This window comes from Streptomyces sp. BI87, assembly GCF_025957665.1.
Lineage (GTDB): Bacteria > Actinomycetota > Actinomycetes > Streptomycetales > Streptomycetaceae > Streptomyces > Streptomyces albidoflavus.
In genome coordinates this window covers 2536064-2557532 of sequence record NZ_CP110079.1, presented here as the reverse complement: position 1 = coordinate 2557532, position 21469 = coordinate 2536064, and the positions used below count along the sequence as shown (strand labels likewise).

The window sequence follows — 21469 nt, the reverse complement described above, 5'->3', positions numbered from 1 at the left end:
TAGGATCGGAGGTATGAGCCGTGAGGGACGCAAGGGTCAGGAACAGGAAGCGCCGCCGCTGCCGGAGGCGCTGACGGTCGAGGTTGCCGACAGCCACACCCACGTGGACATGCAGGCGGACTCGATGGAGGAGACCCTGGCCAAGGCCGCCTCGGTCGGCGTGACCACCCTGATCCAGGTCGGCTGCGACCTCGCGGGCTCCCGCTGGGCCGCCGAGGCCGCAGCCGCGCACGACCGGGTCCACGCCGCCGTCGCCCTCCACCCCAACGAGGCCCCCCGCATCGTCCTCGGCGACCCCGACGGCTGGTCCCGCCAGGGCGAACGCCCCGCAGGCGGCGAAGCCGCCCTCGACGAGGCCCTCGACCAGATCGAGGCACTGGCCGCCCTCCCCCACGTCCTCGGCGTGGGCGAAACCGGCCTCGACTACTTCCGCACCGGCCCCGAGGGTATGGCCGCCCAGGAGCGTTCCTTCCGCGCGCACATCGAACTCGCCAAGCGCCACGACAAGGCCCTGGTCATCCACGACCGCGAGGCCCACGCCGATGTCCTCCGCATCCTCCGCGAGGAAGGCGCCCCGGACCGCACCGTCTTCCACTGCTTCTCCGGCGACGCCGACATGGCCAAGACCTGCGCCGACCACGGCTACTACATGTCCTTCGCCGGCAACATCACCTTCAAGAACGCCCACCCCCTCCGCGAAGCCCTCAAGGCCGCCCCCCAGGAACTCCTCCTCGTCGAAACCGACGCCCCCTTCCTCACCCCGGCCCCCTTCCGGGGCCGCCCCAACGCCCCGTACCTGATCCCCGTCACGGTCCGAGCCATGGCCGAAACCCGCGACGAACCCACCGAAAACCTGGCCAAGGCCCTGGCCACCAACACCTCCCAAGCCTTCGGCTACCCCCTGCACCACTGACGGCCCCGAACCCCCCCCCACCGGCGGGACGACGCCGACGAGACGGAAGGGCGGGGTCGTGCCGGGGTGCCCCCGCAGCAAACTGCACACACGGCCGCCTTGAAGCGACTGACCCCGCACCCTGCAGTTTGTGAGGAGGTACCCCGGTGCGGCCCCGCCCGACCCAGACGGCGAACGAACCGCGAACCCCACAGCCCGGCCGGCGCTTGAGGCCATCAGTGACCCGCAGGGCCAGCCACGGCCACCCACAGACAAAGCCCAGCCGACCCCCCACCACCGCCGGAGGCACCCCCAGCCCCCGCCGAAGGCAAACCGCAGCCCGCAGCCCCGTACGCTTGACCGGTGACCAGCAGCCCCACTGACCCCCAGCCGCCGGAGAACCCCCTGTCCCCCGGACAGGACGCCCTCCTGGGCCCCAGCGACATCCGCGAGCTAGCTACAGCGCTGGGCGTCCGCCCAACCAAGCAGCGCGGCCAGAACTTCGTCATCGACGCGAACACCGTCCGCCGCATCATCCGCACCGCGGACGTCCGCCCCGACGACGTGGTGGTGGAGGTGGGCCCGGGCCTGGGCTCCCTGACCCTGGGCCTCCTGGAGACGGCGCGACACGTCACCGCCGTCGAGATCGACGACACCCTCGCGGCAGCCCTCCCGGCCACGGTCAACGCCCGCCTCCCCGAGCGAGCCCAGAACTTCGCCCTGGTCCACTCCGACGCCCTCCGCGTCACGGAGCTCCCCGGCCCCCCACCCACCGCCCTGGTGGCCAACCTCCCGTACAACGTCGCCGTCCCGGTCCTCCTCCACATGCTGGAGCACTTCCCCACCGTCGAGCGCACGCTCGTCATGGTGCAGTCCGAGGTCGCCGACCGCCTCGCCGCCGCCCCCGGCTCGAAGGTGTACGGCGTGCCCTCGGTCAAGGCCAACTGGTACGCCGAGGTCAAGCGGGCCGGAGCCATCGGCCGGAACGTCTTCTGGCCCGCGCCCAACGTCGACAGCGGCCTGGTCTCCCTGGTCCGCCGCGACGGGCCCCCGGCGACGAAGGCCACCCGCGAACAGGTCTTCGCCGTGGTCGACGCCGCCTTCGCCCAGCGCCGCAAGACGCTGCGGGCCGCCCTCTCCGGCTGGGCCGGATCGGCCGCCGCCGCCGAGGCCGCGCTGGTCGCCGCCGGGGTCTCCCCGCAGGCGAGGGGCGAGTCGCTGACGGTCGAGGAGTTCGCCGCCATCGCCGAGCACACCCCGGCCCGCTGACCCGGCCCGCACGCCGCGCCCCCACCCCGACCCCTCCCGGAAGGCCCACTCGCCAGTGAGCATCACGGTCCGCGTCCCCGCCAAGGTCAACGTCCAGCTCGCGGTGGGCGCCCCGCGCCCCGACGGCTACCACGACCTGGCCAACGTCTTCCTCGCCGTCGGCCTGTACGACACGGTCACCGCGACCCCCGCCGACGGCCTGCGGCTGACCGTCACCGGCCCCGACGCCGCCCAGGTCCCGCTGGACGGCTCCAACCTCGCCGCCCGCGCCGCCCTGGCGCTGGCCGAGCGCGCCGGGCGGACCGCCGACGTCCACCTGCACATCGCCAAGGACATCCCGGTGGCCGGCGGCATGGCCGGGGGCAGCGCCGACGCGGCCGCCGCCCTGGTCGCCTGCGACGCCCTGTGGGGCCTCGCCACCCCGCGCGAGGTGCTGCTGAGCATCTGCGCCGACCTCGGCAGCGACGTGCCGTTCAGCCTGGTCGGCGAGGCCGCGCTGGGCACCGGGCGGGGCGAGAAGCTGGAGCCGCTCCCGGTCGGGGGCACCTTCCACTGGGTCTTCGCCGCCGCCGACGGCGGCCTGTCCACCCCGGCGGTCTACCGCGAGTTCGACCGGCTCTGCGAGGGCCGCGAGGTGCCCGCGCCCACCGCCTCCCCGGCCCTGCTGGCCGCCCTGCGCGAGGGCGACCCGCACGCGCTCGCCGCCACCGTCGACAACGACCTCCAGGCCGCCGCCCTCTCCCTCGACCCGGCGCTCGCCGCCACCCTCGCCGCCGGCACCGAGGCCGGCGCCCTCGCCGCCCTGGTCTCCGGCTCCGGCCCCACCACCGCCTTCCTCGCCGAGAACGCACCCGCCGCCGCCCGCATCGCCGAGGCCCTCACCGCCTCCGGCACCTGCCGCAGCGCCCGCGTCGCCGCCTCCCCGGCCCCCGGCGCCACCGTCGTCGGCCAGGACCCGGAGCCGGACCGCGACACCGTGGCCGCCCGCGCCGACCAGGGCTGAGACGCCCCGTCCGCACCCCGTCGGCCGCGTTTACGCTGGAGGCCGCACCCATCCCCGTACAGGAGTGAAATGGCCGTCAATCTGGTCAACGTCGAGGCCGTCAGCAAGGTCTACGGCACCCGTGCCCTGCTCGACGGGGTGTCCCTCGGGGTCTCCGAGGGCGACCGGATCGGCGTCGTCGGCCGCAACGGCGACGGCAAGACCACCCTCATCCGGATGCTCGCCAAGCTGGAGGAGGCCGACACCGGCCGCGTCACCCACAGCGGCGGGCTGCGGCTCGGCGTCCTCACCCAGCACGACTCCCTGGACCCGGCCGCCACCGTCCGCCAGGAGATCATCGGCGACCTCGCCGACCACGAGTGGGCGGGCAACGCCAAGATCCGCGACGTCCTCACCGGCCTCTTCGGCGGACTGGACCTGCCCGGCTTCCCGCAGGGCCTGGAGACCGTCATCGGCCCGCTCTCCGGCGGCGAGCGCCGCCGCATCGCCCTGGCCAAGCTGCTCATCGGCGAGCCCGACCTGATCATCCTGGACGAGCCCACCAACCACCTCGACGTCGAGGGCATCTCCTGGCTCGCCGGACACCTGCGGGCCCGCCGCTCCGCCCTCGTCTGCGTCACCCACGACCGCTGGTTCCTCGACCAGGTCTGCACCCGCATGTGGGACGTGCAGCGCGGCGACGTCCACGAGTACGAGGGCGGCTACAGCGACTACGTCTTCGCCCGGGCCGAGCGCGAGCGCCGCGCCGCCACCGAGGAGACCAAGCGGCAGAACCTCATGCGCAAGGAGCTGGCCTGGCTGCGCCGCGGCGCCCCGGCCCGCACCTCCAAGCCCCGCTACCGCATCGAGGCGGCCAACGAGCTGATCGCCGACGTGCCCCCGCCGCGCGACACCAGCGAGCTGATGAAGTTCGCCTCCGCCCGGCTCGGCAAGACCGTCTTCGACCTGGAGGACGTCACCGTCCAGGCCGGGCCCAAGGTCCTGCTCCAGCACCTGACCTGGCAGCTCGGCCCCGGCGACCGCATCGGCCTGGTCGGCGTCAACGGCGCCGGCAAGACCTCTCTGCTCCGCACCCTCACCGAGGCGGCCCGCACCGGCGGCGAGGCCCAGCCGGTCGCGGGCAAGGTGGTCGTCGGCAAGACCGTCAAGCTCGCCCACCTCTCCCAGGAGGTAGCGGAACTCGACCCCGCCACCCGGGTCCTGGAGGCCGTGCAGCAGGTCAGGGACCGCGTCGACCTCGGCAAGGGCCGGGAGATGACGGCCGGGCAGCTCTGCGAGAAGTTCGGCTTCACCAAGGAGAAGCAGTGGACGCCGGTCGGCGACCTCTCCGGCGGTGAGCGCCGCCGCCTCCAGATCCTCAGGCTCCTCATGGACGAGCCCAACGTCCTCTTCCTCGACGAGCCCACCAACGACCTGGACATCGAGACCCTGACCCAGCTGGAGGACCTGCTCGACGGCTGGCCCGGGTCGATGATCGTCATCTCCCACGACCGGTTCTTCATCGAGCGCACCACCGACCGGGTCTTCGCCCTCCTCGGCGACGGCGCCCTGAGGATGCTGCCGCGCGGCGTGGACGAGTACCTGGAGCGCCGCCGGCGGATGGCCGAGACCGAGGGGCCGAGCGCCCCGGTCCCCGCCCAGCAGGCCGAGCGCAAGGAGAAGCCGGCCGCCGACCAGCGGGCCGCGAAGAAGGAACTCCAGCGGCTGGAGCGGCAGCTCGACAAGATCTCCACACGGGAGCAGAAACTCCACACGCAGATCGCCGAGAACGCCACGGACTTCGCGAAGGTGGCCGAACTCGACGCCGAGCTGCGCCAACTCTCCGGGGAGCGGGACGAGTTGGAAATGCGCTGGCTGGAGCTGGCGGAGGACGCCGAGTAGCGCCCACGCGGCGGCGTAACGGACGTATCACGGACCGGTCCTCCCTTGGGAACAAGGGCTGGACCGCTTCCGCGCGCCCAGTTGTTCGAGTGGTAGAAAAGTGGGCCAGCACTGGCGTGCCGAAATATCAGTGAAGAGGGGGAGCCGCTGATGAGTCAGCCGCCCAACCAGCCTCCGCAGCCGCCGCAGGGCGGTTTCGGGCCACCACCGGAGCCCGGACCCGGGCAGGACGGCGGACAGCCGCCCGCCCAGCCCCCGCAGCCCCCCAGCCAGCCGCCCCAGACCCCGCCCCCGGCCCAGCCCGGTTACGGCTACCCGCAGCAGCCCGGCCCCTACGGCCAGCCCCAGCACCCGGGACCGTACGGCCAGCCCCAGCAGCCCGGCCCGTACGGCCAGCCCGGTCCCTACGGCCAGCCGCAGCAGGGGTACGGGTACCCGGGGCAGCCCCCGGCCTACCCCGGTCAGCCCGGTCCCGGCGGACCCGGCGGCGGAGGCGGCCCGTTCAAGGGCAAGACGGCGGCGATCGTCGGTGGCGCGGTGGCGGTGGCGGTGCTGGCGGTGGTCGGCATCGTCACGCTGACCGGTGGCGACGACGAGAAGGACCCCGTCGCCGCCCCCTCCAAGGCCCCGTCCGCCAGCGGCGCCGCCCCCTCCGCCCCGGGCAACCCGGGCGACGGCAAGGGCGACCGCAACGGCGAGGAGGAGGACCTCAACGCGGGCCGCCAGGAAGGCGAGGCGAAGGTCCTCTGGTACAAGGAGGCGCCGGACGCGCCCGGCCGCGGCGCCGACGCCCCCGGCATGTGGATCACCGACACCGTCGCCGTCAAGGCGGCCTACCGCTCGGTCCTCGCCTGGGACATCGAGGGCGGCAAGCCCAGCTGGGACGAGGTCGAACTGCCCGGCCCGGTCTGCGCCGCGAGCAAGCAGGCGGTCGGCGGCAAGGTCGTCATCGCCCACAAGAACGGCAACACCGACAAGTCCAAGTGCAACCGGCTGATGCAGCTGGACCTCGCCACCGGTGAGAGCGGCTGGACCAACACCCTCGACGAGGGCGCCCTGTTCGACAGCACCCTCCAGCTCGACGTCGTCATCGCCGGGGAGACCGTCATCGCCGGGCGCGACATGTCGGGCGTCGCCTTCCGGCTGAGCGACGGCAAGGAGCTGTACACCAAGAAGAAGTACGGCCAGTCCTGCTTCCCCAGTGCCTGGGCCGGCGAGGACGACCACCTCGTCATGGTCTCCTCCTGCGCCGCGACCAAGCCCGCGGAGCACGACGAGGTCAGCGTCCTCGACCCGGCCACCGGCAAGGTGAAGTCCACCCTCGCCGTGGCCAAGGGCTGGCGCGTCGAGAAGGTCTACTCGATGGACCCGCTGGTCATCTACTCGACCAACAAGGAGAAGGAGTCCTGGAACATCTCCCGCGTCGACGACGGGAAGATCACCACCCAGGTCGAGTCCGAGGTCTCCTTCAGCCCGCAGTGCGGCTGGTCGGTCATGTCCCGCTCCCTGCGCGGCTGCGTGGGCGCCGTCGCCGACGACTCCACCCTCTACCTGCCGACCGAGGCCAAGAGCGGCTCCCACGAGGTCGTCGCCACCAGTCTGTCCACCGGCAAGAAGAAGTGGTCCGTCCAGGCGCCCGAGGGCCGCTCGATGCTCCCCCTGAAGATGGAGGGCGGCAAGCTCCTCGCCTACGTCGAGGCGTCGTACAGCAAGGGCGGGGAGATCGTTTCCATCCCCACCTCCGGCGGTGAGCCGACCACGCTCCTGAAGCTGCCCGAGGGGACCGCGGCGATCGAGCGCGGCTTCTACTCCCGGGCTGTCGACTACGTCGACGGACGCTTCTACATCTCCACCACCCGCCTCAACGGCAAGGACGACGCGGCGGAGAAGCTGATGCTGGCCTACGCCAAGTGACCCACCCCGACATCTCTTCCCACGTCCCCACGCGCACCGAGGTACCCACGCCATGACACAGCCGCCGTCCCAGCCGCCCAACGAGCCGCCCCAGGGTGGCTTCGGCGCCCCGCAGGACCCGCCCCCCGGCGGATTCGGCGCCCCGCCCCCGGCCCAGCCCCCGTCCCTCGACAAGAAGGACGGCCCCGCCGGAGGCGACCAGCCCCAGCAGCCGCCCCAGCCCCCGCAGCAGCAGCCCGGCTACGGCTACCCGCAGACCCCGCCCCCGGCCCCGGCCCCGGCCCAGCCCGGCTACGGCTACCCGCAGCAGCCGGGCCAGCCCCCGCAGGCGCCCCCCGGCTACGGCTACCCGCAGCAGCCGGGCCAGCCGCCGCAGGGCGCCCCCGGCTACGGCTACCCGGGCCAGCCCCCGCAGCCGCCGTACGGCCAGCCGCCGCAGCCCTACGGCTACCCGCAGCCCACCACCGTGCCGATGAACGCCCAGAGTTCCCCGGGCGGCGGCCGGAAGTTCGGCCCGCAGGCCATGATCATCACGGCGGCCGTGGTGGCCATCGCGCTGATCGTCGGCGGCGGTCTCGGGTACAAGTCCTCGCAGGACAGCGAGACCACCGCCGGTGGCGGCGGGCAGAGCGAGACCGGCGAGGGCAAGGGCGGCTCCGGCGAGGCACCGGCCGGCTCCGGCGGCGGCGACGAGAAGGTCCCCGCCGACCCCAACTCCAAGGTCCTCTTCCAGCTCCCCGCGCCCAAGGTCAAGGGGGACAGCAGCTACCCGGTCAAGGGCTCCTGGCTGACCAGCAAGGTCTTCGCCAAGCCCGGCCTCTCCGAGATCAACGGCTACGACCTCGACTCCGGCAAGGTCACCTGGACGACGCCGCTCTCGGGCCAGCACTGCGCCTCCTCGCCGGAGGTCGGCGACGGGGACATCGCGGCGGTCGTCTACCAGAACGGCAAGCCGACGGCGGAGAACAAGTACCCCGGCTGCGACAAGATCTCCGCGATCGACCTGTCCACCGGCAAGATCCTGTGGACCGAGTCGGTGGAGGTCAGCTCGCGGCCCGCGCGCTACGACGAGGTCTCCATCAGCGGCAGCACGGTGGCGGTCGGCGGCGGCACCGACGGCGGCGCCGCCTTCGACCTCAAGTCCGGCAAGGAGCTGTGGAAGCCGCAGAACGGCGACGCCTGCGAGGACGTCGGCTACCGCGGCGGCGAGGCGCTGGTGGCGGTCCGCAAGTGCGGCAGCTACGACAACCCGAAGATGGAGGTGCAGCTCCTCGACGCCTCCGACGGCACCCCGAAGTGGAGCTACAAGCTCCCCACCGGGCTCGACAACGCCAAGGTCATCTCGGTCGACCCGGTCGTCTTCGGCACCGACTCGCAGGACATCACCGCCTCCGGCGTCACCGACGTCTTCACCCTCGACGACAAGGGCGGCCTCCAGAGCCGCTTCGCGCTGGAGGACGGCAAGTACCAGCACGACTGCGGCGTCAACAAGGTGCACGACTGCCGCCAGATCTTCGCGGGCAACGGCAAGCTCTTCGTCCCCACCGCCGAGCACGACGCCAAGGGCGAGGAGTACGGCCGGACCAACGAGATCCTGTCGTTCGACCTGAAGACCGGCAAGCAGACCGGCGACCGCTTCGACGCCGGTGGCAAGTACAAGATCTACCCGCTGCGGATGGACGGCAAGAACGTCCTCGCCTACAAGGCGCCGCCGTACGACAAGGGCGGGCAGATCGTCTCCATCGACCCGAGCGGCAAGCAGACGGTCCTGGTGGAGAACCCGGCCACCGAAGCCGTCCGCAACGTCGAGCGGAACTTCCTCCCGGAGTTCGGAGAGGTCATCTACGGCGACGGCCGCCTCTTCATGTCCTCCCTGTACGTCCGCGAGCCCAGCAAGGTGACGAAGGAGCCGGAGTACCTGGCCATCGCCTTCGGCACGAAGTGAGCTGATCCGGCGGCCTGTCGTCCGGGCCGCACACCCTGGTTCTGCCCCGTCCCCGGTATCGCCGGGGGCGGGGCAGAGCCGTCGACGGAAGGGGAAAGGGAACCATGTCCGGGCACGGAGAAGAGCACGGGACCGAGATCGCCGCCAAGGCCGAACTCGACGCGCTGATGGGGCGCTTCATGGACGCGTTCACCAACACCGGGGGCCGGCCGCCGCGCCTGCACGCCGTCCGGGAGGTCTTCCTCCCCCAGGGGGTGATCATCATGAACCTGCCGGAGGGGCCGGTGGTGTACGACCTCGACGGGTTCATCGCGCCCCGGCAGGCGATGCTGACCGACGGGACGCTGACGGAGTTCTCCGAGTGGGAGACGGCCGAGCGGACCGAGATCTTCGGGTCGGTCGCCCACCGGTACAGCGCGTACGGCAAGTCCGGGCGGCGCGACGGCACCTGGTTCGAGGGCGGCGGCCGCAAGACCACCCAGTTCGTCCGCACCCCGGAAGGCTGGCGGATGAGCGCCATGGCGTGGACCGACGCGTAGCACGGCGCGGGCCCGATCGCGTTTGAGGGCCGGGGGCAGGTGGAGAGGTTGGGGGCGGCGGGGTCCGGCGGACGGGCGGTGAATGCCGGGAAACCGGGCCACGGCCACGAGGGAGCGTGTAACTTCCGGGAGACGTACGGCCGGTGGGCCGGGGCGGGGGACTGCGTGGAGGGCGGCCGGATGGGCGTGCGGGTGATGGTGGTGGACGACCACCGGCTGCTGGCCGAGGCACTGGCCTCGGCGCTCAAACTGCGCGGGCACCGGGTGCTCGCGGCGGCCGCCCCGGCCGCGGGCGCCGCCGACCTGGTGGTGGCCCGGGCCCCCGAGGTCTGCCTGATCGGCACCGCCACCCCCGCCGAACCGGGCATCTTCGACCCGGTCGTCCGCATCCGCGCCGAGGCGCCGCAGGTCGCCGTGGTGGTCCTCGGCCCGGTGCCGAACCCGCGCGGCATCGCCGCCGCCTTCGCCGCCGGGGCCTGCGGCTACGTCCGGCACGACGAGCGGATAGAGGGCGTGGAACGCGCCATCGTCCGGGCCTGCAAGGGCGAGGCCGTGGTGGCGCCCCAGCTCCTCGCGGGCGCCTTCGCGGAACTGCTCAACCCGGCGGTCCAGCCCGACGACGAGGGCCAGCGGCTGCTCGCGCTGCTCACCCCGCGCGAGGTCGAGGTGCTGGTCCGGGTCGCCGAGGGCGAGGACACCCGGGTGATCGCGGCCGGCATGGGGATCGCGCCGAGCACCGCCCGGACCCATGTGCAGCGGGTGCTGATGAAGCTGGGGGTCGGCTCCCGGCTGGAGGCCGCCGCGCTCGCCGCCCGTACCGGACTGCTGGACCGGGCGGCGCCGCCGGTGGTCCCCGGTCAGCGCTCCGCCTCCGAGGTGGTCCCGGAAAGGCCGCGGGGGCGGCGGTCCCCGTGAAGAACCGCCGCCCCCGCGGGGCGTGTGCCGTGGGACCCGGCCGGGCCCCGGCGCAGGTCAGCCGCGTCCGGCGCCGTCCTCGCCCCGGGCGGCGTCCAGCGCCTCCTCGGGCAGGGGCGGGGTGGGCGGGACGGTCGGCCGGAGCTTGACCCAGATCAGGAAGAACAGGCCGAGGGCGAGCATGCCCAGCCCGGTCCACAGGTTGATGTTGATGTCCTGGGCCTTCTCCAGGTCGGCGTCGGTGGCGAAGATCCCGGCGGCGCTGACGATCAGGCCGTAGACGACGAAGAGCGCGCCGATGATGCGGCGGATGTCGAAGAGCCGGGCGGCCGTGGCCGACTTGGCCTCCAGCTCGGTGACCTCGTCCTGGAAGGCGTGGCCCTCCGCGGGCGGATTCTGCTTCTCGGTCATGGTGGGGCGTCCTTGGCGTGGTTCGGGCCGGGTCAGAAGGAGAACGGCACGTAGCAGATGGCGGCGAGGATGATCGCGCCCCAGCCCAGCAGGGCCGGCTTGCGGTACCAGACCTCGTCACCCTCCTCGGCGCCCTCCAGGTCGAGGCCGGGCGACGTGGTGCCGTAGACGAGGCCGGCCAGCTGCTCGACCGGCTTCGGCTTCGTCACCAGGGTGACCACCACCATGACGATGCCACCGACGACGAACGCGACGATCGAGGAGACGAAGTTGGCGCCCTGGTCGCTCGGGATGTCGATGATGCCCTGCTGGTACAGCCAGAAGTAGTTCACCATGGCGGCGACCGTGCCGGAGAGCAGGCCCCAGAAGCCGGCGGCCGGGGTGGTGCGCTTCCAGAACATGCCGATGATGAAGACCACGAAGAGCGGGACGTTGAAGAAGGAGAAGAGCGTCTGGAGGTAGTTCATGATGTTGCTGAACCCGGCCGCGATGAACGCGGTCCCCATGCCGATCAGCACACCCACGGCCGTGACGACCCGGCCGGCCTTCAGGTAGTAGCCGTCCTCCCGGCCCTTCTTCAGGTACGCGGCCCAGATGTCGTTGGTGAAGACCGTGTTGAAGGAGGAGACGTTGGCCGCCATGCCCGCCATGAAGGCGGCGAGCAGACCGGTCACCGCGATGCCGAGGACACCGTTGGGCAGCAGGTCGCGCATGAGGACCGGGATGGCGTCGTTGTAGTCGAGCCCGCTGCCGGCCTGGCCGATGGTCGGCTCCATGACCAGCGCGATGAAGCCGGGCACCACGACGACCATCGGGATGAGGATCTTCGGGAACGCGGCGATCAGCGGGGTGCGCTTGGCGGCCGACAGGTTCTTGGCGGAGAGGGCGCGCTGCACCTCGGCGAAGTTGGTCGTCCAGTAGCCGAAGCTCATGACGAAGCCGAGGCCGAGCACGATGGTCAGCCAGTTGGCGCCCAGCGGGTTGGCCTCGCCGATGCCGGTGCCGTCCCAGGCGGTGAGGAAGTCGCCGCCCTGGGAGGCGGAGAGCGAGGAGGTGATGCCGTCCCAGCCGCCGACCCGCTTGAGGCCGACGACGGTGAGCGGGATCAGCGCCGCCAGGATCACGAAGAACTGGAGGACCTCGTTGTAGATGGCCGAGGAGAGCCCGCCGATCGTGATGTAGGCGAGGACGAAGAAGCCGGCGACGACGATGGCGACCCACTCGGGCCAGCCGAGCAGCGCCTCCAGCACGATCGCCATGGCGTAGAGGTTGACGCCCGCGATCAGCACCGAGGAGACGGCGAAGATCACGGAGGAGAGGAGGTGCGAGGAGGGACCGAACCGGTGGAGCAGGAACTCGGGGACCGACCTGACCTTCGACCCGTAGTAGAACGGCATCATCACCAGGCCCAGGAAGACCATGGCGGGGATGGCGCCGATCCAGTACCAATGCACGGTGTACGCGCCGTACTGCACGCCGTTGGCCGCCATGCCGAGGATCTCGGTGGCGCCGAGGTTGGCCGCGACGAACGCGAGCCCGGTCACCCAGGCAGGCAGGGAACGTCCCGACAGGAAGAAGTCGAGGCTGGTCTTGACGGAGCGCCTGGCGGCGAAGCCGATGCCCAGGACCACGGCGAAGTAGATCGCCAGGATCGTGTAATCGAGCCCGTTGGTCGGGAGCCGGAGCCCCTCGGCGAGATGGAGCATGGGGGGAACTCGCTTCGTTGCGCGAACTGAACGAGACGGGAACCTACGCGCTAAGCGTCAAGATCTGAACAGTTTTGTTGGTTTTCTTTGTTTGATCGTGATGGGGCCGGGCGCTTCCTCCCGTTTTCGCGCACTTTCCTCGCCGGGTTCGACGGGTTGACGGCGCTGTTGCACTGTGATTGGTTGTGTTCGGTTATGTTGATTGATAGGGGTGTGTGAGGGTGCTCGCGTGAAGAAGACCTCGACCCGGCTGTCCGACGGCCGCGAGCTCATCTACTACGACCAGGACGACAGCCGGGAGCGTGACGCCCCCGACCCGCGCCCGGCCGACCAGGTCGCCACCGCCTCCGAGGTCCGCCGGGACCCGCTGCTCGGCGACTTCGTCGCCATCGCCTCGCACCGCCAGGGCCGCACCCACCTGCCGCCCGCCGACGCCTGCCCGCTCTGCCCGGCCCGCCCCGGCGGCCACCAGGGCGAGGTCCCGGACAGCGACTACGACGTGGTGGTCTTCGAGAACCGCTTCCCCTCGCTCTCCGGCCCCACCGGCCGCTGCGAGGTCGTCTGCTTCACCTCCGACCACGACACCTCCTTCGCCGGCCTCGACGAGGACTCCGCCCGCCTCGTCCTCGAAGCCTGGCGCGACCGCACCGCGGACCTCTCCCGGCTCGACTCCGTCCGCCAGGTCTACTGCTTCGAGAACCGCGGCGTCGAGATCGGCGTCACCCTCGGCCACCCGCACGGCCAGATCTACGGCTACCCCGAGATCACCCCCCGGACCCGGCTCATGCTCCAGTCGCTCGCCGGCCACCGCGCCACCACCGGCGGCAACCTCTTCGACGACCTGGTCGCCCGCGAACGCGCCGACGGCGACCGCATCGTCCTGGAGACCGAGCACTGGACCGCCTTCGTCCCGTACGCCGCCCACTGGCCCTACGAGATCCACCTCTACCCCCGTCGCCGGGTCCCCGACCTGGTCGCGCTGGACGAGGCCGCGCGCGCCGAGTTCCCCGGGGTCTACCTGGAGCTGCTGCGCCGCTTCGACCGGATCTTCGGCGAGGGGCGGCCGCCCACGCCGTACATCTCCGGCTGGCACCAGGCGCCCTTCGGGGAGCCGCGGCCCGGTGAGCCGGACGTGGCGCGCGAGGAGTTCGCCCTCCACCTGGAACTCTTCACCGTGCGACGCACCGAGGGAAAGCTGAAGTTCCTCGCCGGTTCGGAGTCCGGCATGAGTGTGTTCATCAACGATGTGCCGCCGGAGGCCGCGGCGCGGCGACTGCGAGAGGTAGCGAGTTCATGAGCGTAGGGAAGTACCTGGTCACCGGAGGCGCCGGTTACGTCGGCAGCGTCGTCGCCCAGCACCTGCTGGAGGCCGGCCACCAGGTGGTCGTCCTGGACGACCTGTCCACCGGCTTCCGCGAAGGCGTCCCGGCGGGCGCCGAGTTCATCGAGGGCCGCATCCAGGACGCCGCCCGCTGGCTCGACGCCACCTACGACGGCGTGCTCCACTTCGCCGCCTTCTCCCAGGTCGGCGAGTCCGTCGTGGACCCCGAGAAGTACTGGGTCAACAACGTCGGCGGCACCACCGCCCTGCTCGCCGCCATGCGCGAGGCCGGGGTGCGCCGGCTGGTCTTCTCCTCCACCGCCGCCACCTACGGCGAGCCGGTCTCCGTCCCCCTGACCGAGACCGACCCGACCGCGCCGACCAGTCCGTACGGCGCCTCCAAGCTCGCCGTCGACCACATGATCAGCGGCGAGTGCCACGCCCACGGCCTGGCCGCCGCCTCCCTGCGCTACTTCAACGTGGCCGGCGCCTACGGCGGCTGCGGCGAGCGCCACGACCCCGAGTCGCACCTGATCCCGCTCGTCCTCCAGGTCGCCCAGGGCCGCCGCGAGGCCATCTCCGTCTACGGCGACGACTACCCGACCCCCGACGGCACCTGCGTCCGCGACTACATCCACGTCGCCGACCTCGCCGAGGCCCATCTCCTCGCCCTGGACGCCGTCACCTCCGGCGACCACCTCGTCTGCAACCTCGGCAACGGCAACGGCTTCTCCGTCCGCGAGGTGATCGGGACGGTCCGCGAGGTCACCGGCCACCCCGTCCCCGAGGTGGCCGCCGCGCGCCGCGCCGGCGACCCGGCCGTCCTCGTCGCCTCCGCCGAGACCGCCCGCACCCGCCTCGGCTGGACGCCCACCCGCCCCGGCCTGGACCGCATCGTGCAGGACGCCTGGGACTTCGCCCGCCACGGCAGCGCCCGCGGCGCCGGGACGGTCACCGCCACCGGGGGTGGAGCATGAGCGCCGCCTCCACCCGTGCCGGGGCGGCCGCCGCGCCCGAGGACGAGACGCGCCGGGCCGAGGCCGTCGCCGAAGGGTTCCGCGCGCTGTACGGGCGCGACCCCGAGGGCGTCTGGGCCGCGCCGGGCCGGGTCAACCTCATCGGCGAGTACACCGACTTCAACGACGGCTTCGTCATGCCGCTCGCCCTCCCGCACACCGCCGTCGCCGCCGTCGCCCGCCGCGAGGACGGCGTCCTGCGCGTCCACTCCGACGACCTCCCGTCCCCCGTCACCGAACTCCGCGTCGACGAACTGACCCCCGGCTGCGACACCTCCTGGGCCGCCTACCCGGCCGGGGTCGTGTACGCCCTGCGCACCGCCGGCCACGCCGTCGGCGGCGCCGACCTGCACCTCGCCTCCACCGTGCCGACCGGCGCCGGCCTCTCCTCCTCGGCGGCCCTGGAGGTGGTCACCGCCCTCGCCCTCAACGACCTGTACGACCTGGGGCTCGGCCGCGCCGAACTGGCCCGGCTCGCCCAGCGCGCCGAGAACGAGTTCGTCGGCGTCCCCTGCGGCGTCATGGACCAGATGGCCGCCGCATGCTGCACCGAGGGCCACGCCCTCCACCTCGACACCCGCGACCTCTCCCTGCGCCAGGTCCCCTTCGCCCCCGCCGACGACGGGCTCGCCCTGCTCGTCGTCGACACCCGCGTGCAGCACGCGCTGGGCGACGGGGCGTACGCCGAACGGCGCGCGGGGTGCGAGGAGGGCGCCCGGCGCCTCGGGGTGAGCCACCTGCGGGACGTGCCGCACGCCGGACTCCCGGCCGCCCTGGAGCGACTGGCCGACGCCGGTGAGCACGTCGTCCGCTACGTCCGCCACATCGTCACCGACAACCACCGCGTCGGCGAGGTCATCGCCCTGCTCGACGCGGGCGACGTCCGCGCGGTCGGCCCCGTCCTCACCGAGGGCCACCACTCCCTCCGCGACGACCTGCGGGTCTCCTGCGCCGAACTCGACCTGGTCGTCGAGTCGGCACTCGCGGCGGGCGCGCTCGGCGCCCGGATGACCGGGGGCGGCTTCGGCGGCTCCGCCGTCGTCCTCACCGAGGCCGACGCCGCCGAACACACCGGCGACGCGATCCGCGCCGCCTTCGCCGCCGCCGGCCACCCCGAGCCGCGGATCTTCCCGGCCCTGCCCTCGGCGGGCGCGCGCCGCCTGAGCTGAGAAGGGCCCGGCGGACCCAAAGGTGACCGGAGTGGGCGCACTCCGGTCCCTTCCGTCCCCCGGACCACACCCGTCCCGGTCTCCACCGGTCGGTTGGTGGCCAGTTCTGCAAATCCACTTCCGCCCCGGGGCCCCGTCCGTACTCTGAGAGCAGCGCCGGTGGGGGCCGGTGCCGTTCAGGGGGCGAGACCGTCGGGTCTGGCACCCGGAGCGGGACGGGGACCGGGCGGCGGCCGGGTGGCCCGCATCCCTCCGCCTTCGGGCGGGGGCCGCGCCGGGCACCGCGACCGTGACCGTCCGTTCCCCCGGCCAGTGGGGGTATCGCAACGTGGTCCGTATCCGAGTCCTGGTCGTCGACGACCATCGCATCTTCGCCGAGTCCCTGGCGGCGGCGCTCACCGCCGAGCCCGACGTGGACGTCTCCGCCGCCGGCAGCGGCCCGGCCGCCCTGCGCTGCCTCGAACGCGGCGCCGCCGAGTCCCGCCCCTACGACGTGCTGCTGGTCGACGCCGACCTCGGCGCGGGGCGCCCGCCGCAGCAGCCCGCGCCCCTGCGCGAGGCTGGGGCCGAGGGGGTGCCCGTCGACGGGATCGCGCTGGTCGCGGGGGTGCGGGCGGTGCAGCCCGGGGTGCGGACCGTCGTCCTGGCCGAGCGGGACGATCCGCGGCGGGCGGCGCTCGCCCTCCAGGCCGGGGCCGTCGGGTGGGTCGCCAAGGACTGTTCGCTCTCGCGCCTGCTCACTGTCGTCCGGGGGGTGCTGCGGGAGGAGACCCATTTGCCGCCCGCCCTCCTCACCGGGGTTCTGCGCGAGCTGACCGCTGCGCGCAAGCACCGCAGTGACAGCGAACGCCTGGTCGAATCGCTGACGCCCCGCGAGCGTGAGGTCCTCCGCTGCATGGTCGCCGGGCTCGGTCGCAAGGCCGTCGCCGAGCGCCTCTTCCTCTCCCCGCACACCGTCCGCACCCACATGCAGAACGTCCTCGGCAAGCTCGGCGTCCACTCCACCCTCGCCGCCGTAGCCCTGGCCCGCCGCGCCGGCGTCGGGCCCGCCGACTTGGCCCCACCCCCGAACGGGGTCCGCGTCGGCTGACCCGCCTTGGCTCCCGGCCCGACTCCCGGCCCGACTCCCGGGGCTCCGCCCCGGCTGGGCTGCTCTGGCTTGCGGCCGCTCGCCTGTGCCGGCCACCGATTGGCCTCAAGCGCCGGCCGGGCTGGGATTCCGTGGGGTGTGGCTGGGCTCCGCCCCGACCTGCCGCGTCTCGACCGTGCCGGTCACTGATGGCCTCAATCGCCGGCCGGGCTGTAGGGGTTCGCGGTTCGTTCGCCGTCTGGGTCGGGCGGGGCCGGGTCGGGGTACCTCCTCACAAACTGCAGGGTGCGGGGGCAGTCGCTTCAAGACGGCTCAGTGTGCAGTTTGCTGCGGGGGCACCCCGACCCGTCCCCGCCCTTCCGTCTCGTCGGCGTCGTCCCGCCGGTGGGTAGGGAAAAGACAGGCCGTCGCCGATTGATCTTTGTGGCGAGCTGAAGCGACGACGGTGGTGACTGTGGAGGGGCGAGTTATCGGGGACGGCCCCTCCTCCCTCCGGCGGTTGGCCGCGTACGAGACCGTGGGGTGGGGTCGTGTCGGGGTGCCCCCGCAGCAAACTGCACGCTAGGCAGCCATGCTCCAATTGACCCCGCACCATGCAGTTTGTGAGGAGGTACCCCGGCGCGGCCCCGCCCCACCCACGCACCGGAGGAACCGCGAACCTGACAGCCCGGCCGGCGCTTGAGGCCAGTCAGTGACCGGCACGGTCACAACCGGAAGGCCGGGAAGCCAAGCCCAGCCGCACCCCACCGAACCCAGCCCGGCCGGCGCTTGAGGCCAACCAGTGACCGGCACGGGCAGCAAACCGGCACTCCCAAATGCGGCGCAGCCACATTCCAGCCCGGCCGGCGTTTGAGGCCATCAGTGACCCGCAGGGTCGAACGGGCAGACGGCCAAAGACAGCCCGGCCGGCGCTTGAGGCCATCAGTGACCGGTACGGGCGATCCCGGGCAGGCGGCCAGAACAGCCCAGCCCCGGCCCAGCCGGAGGCAAGCCCAGCCCCGACCCAGCCGGAGGCAAGCCGCCCCGCTCAGCCGGGAATGTTGTCGAAGGGCGCCGTAAGCGCCCGAAGGAGCCGGGCCAGTTCGGCGCGCTGCCCAGGCGCGAGCTCGGCCAGGATGGCCCGCTCCTGCGCGAGCAGCCCCGCCAGGGACCGGTCAGCCCGATCGCACCCCTCGTCGGTGAGCCGAACGAGCACCCCACGCCGGTCACTGGGATCGGGCAACCGCTCAACCAGCCCCTTCTTGGCCAGCCGGTCAATCCGGTTGGTCATCGTCCCGGACGTGACCAACGTCTGCGTGAGCAACTGCCCCGGCGACAACTGATAGGGCACCCCCGACCGCCGCAAGGCGGTCAGCACATCGAACTCCCAGGGTTCGAGCTGATGCTCCGCAAAGGCGATCCTCCGGGCCCGGTCAAGATGCCGCGCCAGCCTGCTGACGCGGCTGAGCACTTCCAGCGGCTCCACGTCGAGGTCCGGGCGCTCCCGGCGCCACGCTGCGACCAGCCGATCGACCTCGTCCTCCATGCGGCTCAGTGTAGTAGGTCTGTCGACGTGAAGTCTCTTGACGTCAAGATAAGTAGCGGGTGAGGATGGGCACGCCGGGGAGGCCAGCCTCCCGAAGCCCCGCCGAGGAGGCACCCCATGCCCACCTGGGACCCCGCCCAGTACCTGCGCCACGCGGACCACCGCACCCGCGCCTTCGCCGACCTCCTGGCCCGCGTCCCGGAACCGCAGGCGCCGGCGGACCGCCCCCTGCGCATCGCCGACCTCGGCTGCGGCCCGGGCAACTCCACCCGCCTGCTCACCGAACGCTGGCCCGAGGCCCGCATCACCGGCTACGACCACTCGGAGGCGATGCTGGCCCGCGCCCGCACCGACCTCGCGGACACCGACGCCGACTTCGCCCACGCCGACCTGACCACCTGGACGCCGGACGAGCCGTACGACCTCATCGCCTCCAACGCCACCCTCCAGTGGGTCCCCGGCCACCAGCACCGCCTGGCCGACTGGACCGCCGCCCTCACCCCGGGCGGCACCCTCGCCTTCCAGGTCCCGGGCAACTTCGCCGCCCCCAGCCACGCCCTGATGCGCCGCCTCGCCGCGAGCGAGGGACCCTGGGGCGAGCGGCTGGCGGGCGCCCTGCGCGGCGCCGACGCCGTACTCGACCCCGCCGGCTACCTGCCGTACCTTGCCGGGCCCGGCCGCACCACGGACCTGTGGGAGACCACCTACCTGCACCTCCTCAACGGCCCGGACGCCGTCCTCGACTGGGTGACCGGCACCGGCCTGCGGCCCGTCCTGGACGCCCTGGCCGACGACCCGGCCGCACGCACCGCCTTCACCGACGCCTACCGCGACCTGCTGCGGAAGGCGTACCCGGCCACCGGGGACGGCACCACCCCGTTCCCCTTCCGCCGCGTCTTCGCGGTCGTCACCGTGCCGACCACCGCTCCCGCCGGGCAGGAGGCGGCCGGCGGCCCCCAGGAGTTCCCGGAGCCGGACCCGCAGGCGTGACGGGGGGGCGTCGTACGTGACGAGGGCGGGCGGACACCCCGCGGTGTCCGCCCGCCCTCGTCACGTACGGCGGTGCTTCAGTTCTTGCGGTGCCCTATCAGGCGGGGCTTCTGCTCCATGCCGTCCAGGCCGTGCCAGGCCAGGTTCACCAGGTGGGCGGCGACCTCGGCCTTCTTCGGCTTGCGGGCGTCCAGCCACCACTGGCCGGTCAGCGCGACCATCCCCACCAGCGCCTGCGCGTACAGCGGCGCCAGCTTCGCGTCGAAGCCGCGGTTCTTGAACTCGGTGCCGAGGATGTCCTCGACCTGGGTGGCGATGTCGCTGATGAGGGAGGCGAAGGTGCCCGTCGACTGGGCGACGGGGGAGTCCCGTACGAGGATGCGGAAGCCGTCGGTGTACGCCTCGATGTAGTCGAGGAGGGCGAACGCGGCCTGTTCGAGGAGTTCGCGCGGGTGGCCGGCGGTGAGCGCGCCCGTCACCATGTCGAGCAGCTGGCGCATCTCCCGGTCGACCACGACCGCGTACAGCCCCTCCTTGCCGCCGAAGTGCTCGTAGACCACCGGCTTGGAGACCCCGGCCTTCGCCGCGATCTCCTCGACCGAGGTGCCCTCGAAGCCCTTGGCGGCGAACAGCGTGCGACCGATGTCCAGCAGTTGCTCCCGCCGCTCGGCGCCCGTCATCCGGGTCCGCCGGGGCCGGCGCGGTTTCTCACTGCTGGTACTGGTGCTCGAGTCGGTCGCCACGCCCTCCATCATGCCGCGTCGGCGCTTTCCGGCTGACGGCGGGAGGCGATGCGCTCCTGAGAGGGCCACCGCACGTCGTACGCCCACCCCAGCTGCTCGCACCAGCGGATGATCCGGGCCGAGGAGTCGATCTGGCCGCGCTGGACGCCGTGCCGGGCCGAGGTCGGGTCGGCGTGGTGCAGGTTGTGCCACGACTCGCCGCAGGAGAGGACGGCCAGCCACCAGACGTTGCCGGAGCGGTCCCGGGACTTGAACGGGCGCTTGCCGACCGCGTGGCAGATCGAGTTGATCGACCACGTCACGTGGTGCAGCAGCGCCACCCGGACGAGCGACGCCCAGAAGAACGCGGTGAACGCACCCCACCACGACATCGTGACCAGACCGCCGATCAGCGGCGGCAGCCCCAGCGAGACGAGCGTCCACAGTACGAACTGCCGCGAGATCCGGCGGATCGCCGGGTCCTTGATCAGGTCCGGCGCGTACTTCTGCTGCGGCGTCTGCTCCTCGTCGAACATCCACGCCATGTGCGCCCACCACAGGCCCTTGAGGAGGGCCGGCACCGTCTCGCCGTACTTCCAGGGGCTGTGCGGGTCGCCCTCCGCGTCGGAGAATCGGTGGTGCTTGCGGTGGTCGGCCACCCAGCGGACCAGCGGGCCCTCCACCGCCATCGACCCGGCGATGGCCAGCGCGATCCGCAGCGGGCGCTTCGCCTTGAAGGAGCCGTGGGTGAAGTACCGGTGGAAGCCGATGGTGATGCCGTGGCACCCCAGGAAGTAGAAGAAGACCATCAGCCCGAGGTCCAGCCAGCTCACCCCCCAGCCCCAGGCCAGCGGCACCGCCGCCAGCAGCGCCACGAACGGCACCACGATGAACAGGAGGAGGGCGAGCTGCTCCACCGTGCCCTTGCGGTCGCCACCGAGCGTGGCGGAGGGGGTGGGAGCGGAATCCGGTGGGGAGGTCCGCGGCTCTTCGTCGATCATTTCGGAGGTCGAGGTCATGGGCGCCCCTGAGGGTTGAGGGAATGCGGTCGGTGGCCGAGGAACCGGGAAAGAGGAGGGCATCGGCCGCCTACGGTTCCGTAACCTACGGTGACGTAAGTATGGCAGTGGCGGGCCCCGCGGCAAGAGGCCCCGAACGGGG

At 72.5% G+C, this 21469-nt stretch carries 18 protein-coding genes; 13 read left to right on the top strand and 5 right to left on the bottom strand.

The window, feature by feature from the left end:
- Window positions 1–13 precede the first annotated feature (13 nt).
- The 8 genes from OIM89_RS10955 (at window position 14) to OIM89_RS10920 (ending at window position 10358) form a co-directional block, all read left to right on the top strand.
- The gene (locus OIM89_RS10955) at window positions 14–913 is read left to right on the top strand and encodes a TatD family hydrolase (RefSeq protein WP_030698659.1); all 900 of its coding nucleotides are present in this window, start codon (window positions 14–16) and stop codon (window positions 911–913) included.
- A 342-nt stretch (window positions 914–1255) separates the two neighbouring features.
- On the top strand, window positions 1256–2161 hold the full coding sequence (rsmA, locus tag OIM89_RS10950; RefSeq protein ID WP_226964299.1) for a 16S rRNA (adenine(1518)-N(6)/adenine(1519)-N(6))-dimethyltransferase RsmA: 906 nt from the start codon (window positions 1256–1258) through the stop codon (window positions 2159–2161).
- A gap of 55 nt (window positions 2162–2216) precedes the next feature.
- Window positions 2217–3164: a 4-(cytidine 5'-diphospho)-2-C-methyl-D-erythritol kinase gene (locus tag OIM89_RS10945; RefSeq protein WP_030698661.1), complete on the top strand. Its 948-nt coding sequence runs from the start codon at window positions 2217–2219 to the stop codon at window positions 3162–3164.
- Window positions 3165–3233: 69 nt separating this feature from the next.
- Window positions 3234–5045, top strand: coding sequence for an ABC-F family ATP-binding cassette domain-containing protein (locus OIM89_RS10940; RefSeq protein ID WP_030698662.1), 1812 nt, complete (start codon window positions 3234–3236; stop codon window positions 5043–5045).
- A gap of 150 nt (window positions 5046–5195) precedes the next feature.
- Complete coding sequence (locus OIM89_RS10935) at window positions 5196–6959, top strand: PQQ-binding-like beta-propeller repeat protein (protein ID WP_151168353.1); 1764 nt, start codon at window positions 5196–5198, stop codon at window positions 6957–6959.
- 52 nt (window positions 6960–7011) lie between these two features.
- Window positions 7012–8904: a PQQ-binding-like beta-propeller repeat protein gene (locus OIM89_RS10930; RefSeq protein ID WP_264491191.1), complete on the top strand. Its 1893-nt coding sequence runs from the start codon at window positions 7012–7014 to the stop codon at window positions 8902–8904.
- 104 nt (window positions 8905–9008) lie between these two features.
- Window positions 9009–9443 (top strand): DUF4440 domain-containing protein, encoded by a 435-nt coding sequence (locus OIM89_RS10925; RefSeq protein ID WP_030699790.1) that lies wholly within the window; start codon window positions 9009–9011, stop codon window positions 9441–9443.
- A 180-nt stretch (window positions 9444–9623) separates the two neighbouring features.
- Window positions 9624–10358, top strand: coding sequence for a helix-turn-helix transcriptional regulator (locus OIM89_RS10920; protein WP_030699791.1), 735 nt, complete (start codon window positions 9624–9626; stop codon window positions 10356–10358).
- 57 nt (window positions 10359–10415) lie between these two features.
- On the opposite strand, the gene OIM89_RS10915 is transcribed toward OIM89_RS10920, so the two are convergent.
- Both OIM89_RS10915 and OIM89_RS10910 read right to left on the bottom strand, forming a co-directional pair.
- Window positions 10416–10769 (bottom strand): hypothetical protein, encoded by a 354-nt coding sequence (locus OIM89_RS10915; RefSeq protein WP_047140859.1) that lies wholly within the window; start codon window positions 10767–10769, stop codon window positions 10416–10418.
- 32 nt (window positions 10770–10801) lie between these two features.
- Entirely contained in the window at window positions 10802–12475 is a 1674-nt protein-coding gene (locus tag OIM89_RS10910; protein ID WP_030699793.1) for a sodium:solute symporter family protein, read from the bottom strand.
- Window positions 12476–12704: 229 nt separating this feature from the next.
- Here OIM89_RS10910 and galT point away from each other — a divergent pair, with 229 nt between their 5' ends.
- The 4 genes from galT to OIM89_RS10890 all read left to right on the top strand — a co-directional run bounded on the left by galT (window position 12705) and on the right by OIM89_RS10890 (window position 17071).
- Complete coding sequence (gene galT, locus OIM89_RS10905) at window positions 12705–13772, top strand: galactose-1-phosphate uridylyltransferase (RefSeq protein ID WP_030699794.1); 1068 nt, start codon at window positions 12705–12707, stop codon at window positions 13770–13772.
- Entirely contained in the window at window positions 13769–14773 is a 1005-nt protein-coding gene (gene galE / locus OIM89_RS10900; RefSeq protein WP_030699795.1) for a UDP-glucose 4-epimerase GalE, read from the top strand. Before galT ends, galE begins: the two co-directional genes overlap by 4 nt.
- Entirely contained in the window at window positions 14770–15981 is a 1212-nt protein-coding gene (galK, locus tag OIM89_RS10895) for a galactokinase (protein ID WP_030699796.1), read from the top strand. Before galE ends, galK begins: the two co-directional genes overlap by 4 nt.
- Before the next feature lie 328 nt (window positions 15982–16309).
- Complete coding sequence (locus tag OIM89_RS10890; protein ID WP_030699797.1) at window positions 16310–17071, top strand: LuxR C-terminal-related transcriptional regulator; 762 nt, start codon at window positions 16310–16312, stop codon at window positions 17069–17071.
- 1027 nt (window positions 17072–18098) lie between these two features.
- Here the strand turns inward: OIM89_RS10890 and OIM89_RS10885 are convergent.
- Window positions 18099–18596: a MarR family winged helix-turn-helix transcriptional regulator gene (locus OIM89_RS10885; RefSeq protein WP_023417567.1), complete on the bottom strand. Its 498-nt coding sequence runs from the start codon at window positions 18594–18596 to the stop codon at window positions 18099–18101.
- 117 nt (window positions 18597–18713) lie between these two features.
- Here OIM89_RS10885 and OIM89_RS10880 point away from each other — a divergent pair, with 117 nt between their 5' ends.
- Entirely contained in the window at window positions 18714–19586 is an 873-nt protein-coding gene (locus OIM89_RS10880; protein ID WP_226964302.1) for a trans-aconitate 2-methyltransferase, read from the top strand.
- Window positions 19587–19663: 77 nt separating this feature from the next.
- Here OIM89_RS10880 and OIM89_RS10875 read toward each other — a convergent pair whose 3' ends face one another.
- On the bottom strand, window positions 19664–20341 hold the full coding sequence (locus OIM89_RS10875; RefSeq protein WP_030699799.1) for a TetR/AcrR family transcriptional regulator: 678 nt from the start codon (window positions 20339–20341) through the stop codon (window positions 19664–19666).
- Window positions 20338–21327 (bottom strand): acyl-CoA desaturase, encoded by a 990-nt coding sequence (locus OIM89_RS10870; protein ID WP_030699800.1) that lies wholly within the window; start codon window positions 21325–21327, stop codon window positions 20338–20340. Before OIM89_RS10870 ends, OIM89_RS10875 begins: the two co-directional genes overlap by 4 nt.
- Window positions 21328–21469: the final 142 nt, after the last annotated feature.

Coding starts and splice junctions, on each gene's coding strand:
- galK (WP_030699796.1), top strand. CDS start 14,770: ATGAGCGCCGCCTCCACCCGTGCCGGGGCGGCCGCCGCGCCCGAGGAC.
- OIM89_RS10940 (WP_030698662.1), top strand. CDS start 3,234: ATGGCCGTCAATCTGGTCAACGTCGAGGCCGTCAGCAAGGTCTACGGC.
- OIM89_RS10875 (WP_030699799.1), bottom strand. CDS start 20,341: ATGATGGAGGGCGTGGCGACCGACTCGAGCACCAGTACCAGCAGTGAG.
- OIM89_RS10925 (WP_030699790.1), top strand. CDS start 9,009: ATGTCCGGGCACGGAGAAGAGCACGGGACCGAGATCGCCGCCAAGGCC.
- OIM89_RS10920 (WP_030699791.1), top strand. CDS start 9,624: ATGGGCGTGCGGGTGATGGTGGTGGACGACCACCGGCTGCTGGCCGAG.
- galE (WP_030699795.1), top strand. CDS start 13,769: ATGAGCGTAGGGAAGTACCTGGTCACCGGAGGCGCCGGTTACGTCGGC.
- OIM89_RS10955 (WP_030698659.1), top strand. CDS start 14: ATGAGCCGTGAGGGACGCAAGGGTCAGGAACAGGAAGCGCCGCCGCTG.
- OIM89_RS10885 (WP_023417567.1), bottom strand. CDS start 18,596: ATGGAGGACGAGGTCGATCGGCTGGTCGCAGCGTGGCGCCGGGAGCGC.
- OIM89_RS10880 (WP_226964302.1), top strand. CDS start 18,714: ATGCCCACCTGGGACCCCGCCCAGTACCTGCGCCACGCGGACCACCGC.
- OIM89_RS10930 (WP_264491191.1), top strand. CDS start 7,012: ATGACACAGCCGCCGTCCCAGCCGCCCAACGAGCCGCCCCAGGGTGGC.
- OIM89_RS10870 (WP_030699800.1), bottom strand. CDS start 21,327: ATGACCTCGACCTCCGAAATGATCGACGAAGAGCCGCGGACCTCCCCA.
- OIM89_RS10935 (WP_151168353.1), top strand. CDS start 5,196: ATGAGTCAGCCGCCCAACCAGCCTCCGCAGCCGCCGCAGGGCGGTTTC.
- OIM89_RS10915 (WP_047140859.1), bottom strand. CDS start 10,769: ATGACCGAGAAGCAGAATCCGCCCGCGGAGGGCCACGCCTTCCAGGAC.
- OIM89_RS10910 (WP_030699793.1), bottom strand. CDS start 12,475: ATGCTCCATCTCGCCGAGGGGCTCCGGCTCCCGACCAACGGGCTCGAT.